Genomic DNA, 3,248 nt, shown 5'->3' on the forward strand with positions numbered 1-3,248 from the left:
CCCGCCGCGGGCTGTGGTGCGATCTCGGCAAGGCGGCCTGCCACATATTCGAAGGAGAGGCCGTGGAAGCCGTAGCGCCGGACGCCGTGCTGCTCATAACGTCTCGGAATGGCGAAGCGGCTCGCTGGCGGTGCGAGGCCGTGGTGAAAGGCGGTGTCGAAACAGGCGATCTGCGTCAGGCTGGGCCGGATCGCTCTGATCGTGCCGACCGGCGCGAGGCAGCGCGGCTGATGCAGCGGCGCGAGCGGCGTCAGCGCGTCCAGCTTCGCGTAGACCTCTTCCGTTAGTTCGACCGGGTCGGCGTAATCCGGGCCGCCATGAACGATGCGGTGGCCTACCGCACGCAAGCGGGGTTTGCTGAAATGGTCGTCGATAAAGGCGAGCACGTCAGCGAATAAATCGCCGCTATCGGTATCCGATGCCGCCCTCTGATTCTCGAACAGGTCTTCGCCCGCAGGGCTCTTCACCACGAGCCGCGGCTTGGCCGCGTGCTCGTCGAGCAGGCCCTTGCAGAGCAGGGCAGGTTCGGCCGCCGAGATATCGAACAGGCCGAACTTGATGCTCGACGAGCCGGCGTTGAGGACGAGGACCGCGTCGAACGACGGCATGAGGTCAGTCCGTCTTGCCCGGCCAGACCCAGTCGCGGATCTCCGGCATGTCCTCGCCACGCTCGCGCACATAGCGCGAATGCCGGATCAGCGCGTCGCGGAATTGCTGTTTCACTTGCGCGGCTTTGGTCGCCAGCCCCGGCACGCGCTCGATCGCCTCGATCGCGAGGTGATAACGGTCGAGCTCGTTGAGCACGACCATGTCGAACGGCGTCGTCGTGGTGCCTTCCTCGGCGAAGCCGCGCACATGCATGCCGGCATGGTTGGCGCGGCTATAGGTGAGGCGATGGATCAGATAGGGATAGCCGTGATAGGCGAAGATCACCGGCTTGTCGCGCGTGAACAGGCTGTCGAAGTCGCGATCGGACAGTCCATGCGGATGCTGCTCCCTCGGCTGCAGCGTCATGAGGTCGACGACGTTGACGACGCGGATTTTCAGGTCGGGCAGCGCGTTGCGCAGCAGGTCGACGGCGGCGAGCGTCTCCAGCGTCGGCACGTCGCCGGCGCAGGCCATCACCACGTCCGGCTCGCTGCTCGCATTTTCCGTCCCCGCCCAGGTCCAGATGCCGATGCCGGCATCGCAATGGGTGGCGGCCTCTTGCATCGAAAGCCATTGCGGCGCCGGCTGCTTGCCGGCGACGATCACGTTGACGCGGTCATAGGTGCGCAGGCAGTGATCGGCGATCCACAGCAGCGTGTTGGCGTCCGGCGGGAAATAGACGCGGACGATGTCGGCCTTCTTGTTGGTGACGAGATCGACGAAGCCGGGATCCTGGTGGCTGAAGCCGTTATGGTCCTGACGCCAGACATGCGAGGTCAACAGATAATTGAGCGAGGCGATCGGGCGTCGCCAGGCCAGCTCGCGCGAGACCTTCAGCCATTTGGCGTGCTGGTTGAACATCGAATCCACGATGTGGATGAAGGCCTCATAGCAGGAGAAGAAGCCGTGGCGTCCGGTGAGCAGATAGCCTTCGAGCCAGCCCTGGCAGAGATGCTCGCTCAGGACCTCCATCACGCGGCCGTCCTGCGCGAGGTGGACGTCATAGGGCTCGATTGCCTCCATCCACACCCGCTCGGTCGCCTCGAACACCGCATCGAGCCGGTTTGAGGCGGTCTCGTCCGGCCCCATGATGCGGAAGTTGCGCGCGTCCGCATTGAGGCGGACGACGTCGCGCAGGAACTTGCCGAGCTCCCGTGTCGCTTCCGCCGTGACGCCGCCGGGACGCTTCACCTCGACTGCGAAGCCGCGGTAGTCCGGCAGCTTCAGCTCTTTCTTCAGCAGCCCGCCATTGGCGTGCGGATTGGCGCCCATGCGGCGGTCGCCTTCAGGCGCAAGCGCCTGCAGCTCGCCGATCAGCCTGCCGTTCGCGTCGAACAGTTTTTCGGGCTCGTAGCTGCGCATCCAGTCTTCGAGCACCTTCAGATGCGCGGGATTTTCCCGGCAGCTCGCGACCGGCACCTGATGCGCGCGCCAGAAGCCTTCGACCTTCTTGCCGTCGACCTCCCTCGGACCGGTCCAGCCTTTCGGGCTGCGCAGCACGATCATCGGCCAGCGCGGCCGCTCAATCGCCTTGCGCCCGTCGCGAGCGTGCTGCTGGATCGAGCGGATGCTGGCGAGCGCGACGTCGAGCGCATCCGCCATGATCCGGTGCATGAGCTTGGGATCGTCGCCCTCGACGAACAGGGGCTCGTGGCCAAACCCGCGGAACAGCTCGCGGATTTCCTCGTCGCGCATCCGCCCGAGCACGGTCGGGTTGGCGATCTTGTAGCCGTTGAGATGGAGGATCGGCAGCACCGCGCCGTCATGGACAGGGTTCAGGAACTTGTTCGAATGCCAGGACGCCGCGAGCGGGCCGGTCTCGGCTTCGCCGTCGCCGACGACGCAGGCGACGATCAGGTCGGGATTGTCGAGTGCCGCGCCATAGGCGTGCACCAGCGCGTAGCCGAGCTCGCCGCCCTCATGGATCGAGCCCGGCGTTTCCGGAGCCGCGTGGCTCGGAATGCCGCCGGGAAAGGAGAACTGGCGGAAAAGCTTGCGCAATCCGTCCGCGTCGCGCCCGATGTTTGGATAGATCTCGCTGTAGGTGCCTTCGAGATAGGTGTTGGCGACCATTCCCGGGCCACCATGGCCGGGGCCGCAGACATAGAGGACGTTGAGGTCCAGCGCGCGGATGACGCGGTTGAGATGGGCGTAGACGAAATTGAGCCCGGGCGTCGTGCCCCAATGGCCGAGCAGGCGCGGCTTGATGTGCTCGGGCCGCAACGGCTCGCGCAGCAGCGGGTTGTCCAGAAGATAAATTTGCCCGACGGATAAATAGTTTGCGGCGCGCCAGTAGCGATCGAGAAGGTCGAGGTCGCCGGTGGCGGCGCCTCGCTGTTGTCTGTCTGTCATGTTTGCCGACCCTTCACGCAACGATCGTCATCAACCTTGTTCCGGCTTGATCGATCCCTGGTTGTCATCAAATGGGATCGCGACCGCGGCCCCTTGCGCGAGGTCAAAATCCCGCGCGCAAAGTTTGGGCGGCTACTTTGCATGGGGTTGTTTTGGCGATTTTAGTTCTCGTTCTTGATTTGTTCCTTTTGCGTGCTATCTTGGCTCCATGAGTCGAGCATCCCTTCATGCCCTCAGGCACCCGCCGG

General features: G+C 64.6%; 1 protein-coding gene and 1 pseudogene. Both read right to left on the reverse strand.

Features of this window, described 5'->3' with window-relative positions:
• A pseudogene (locus AXW67_RS44070) lies at positions 1 to 608 on the reverse strand (acetate/propionate family kinase); the annotation flags it as partial.
• Positions 609 to 612: 4 nt separating this feature from the next.
• A complete protein-coding gene (locus tag AXW67_RS16190) occupies positions 613 to 3,000 on the reverse strand; it encodes a phosphoketolase family protein (RefSeq protein WP_063678678.1) in 2,388 nt (795 codons plus the stop codon).
• Positions 3,001 to 3,248 lie beyond the last annotated feature (248 nt).

Origin of the sequence: Bradyrhizobium neotropicale (genome assembly GCF_001641695.1) — a bacterium.
In the GTDB taxonomy this organism is placed as follows: Bacteria; Pseudomonadota; Alphaproteobacteria; order Rhizobiales; family Xanthobacteraceae; genus Bradyrhizobium; species Bradyrhizobium neotropicale.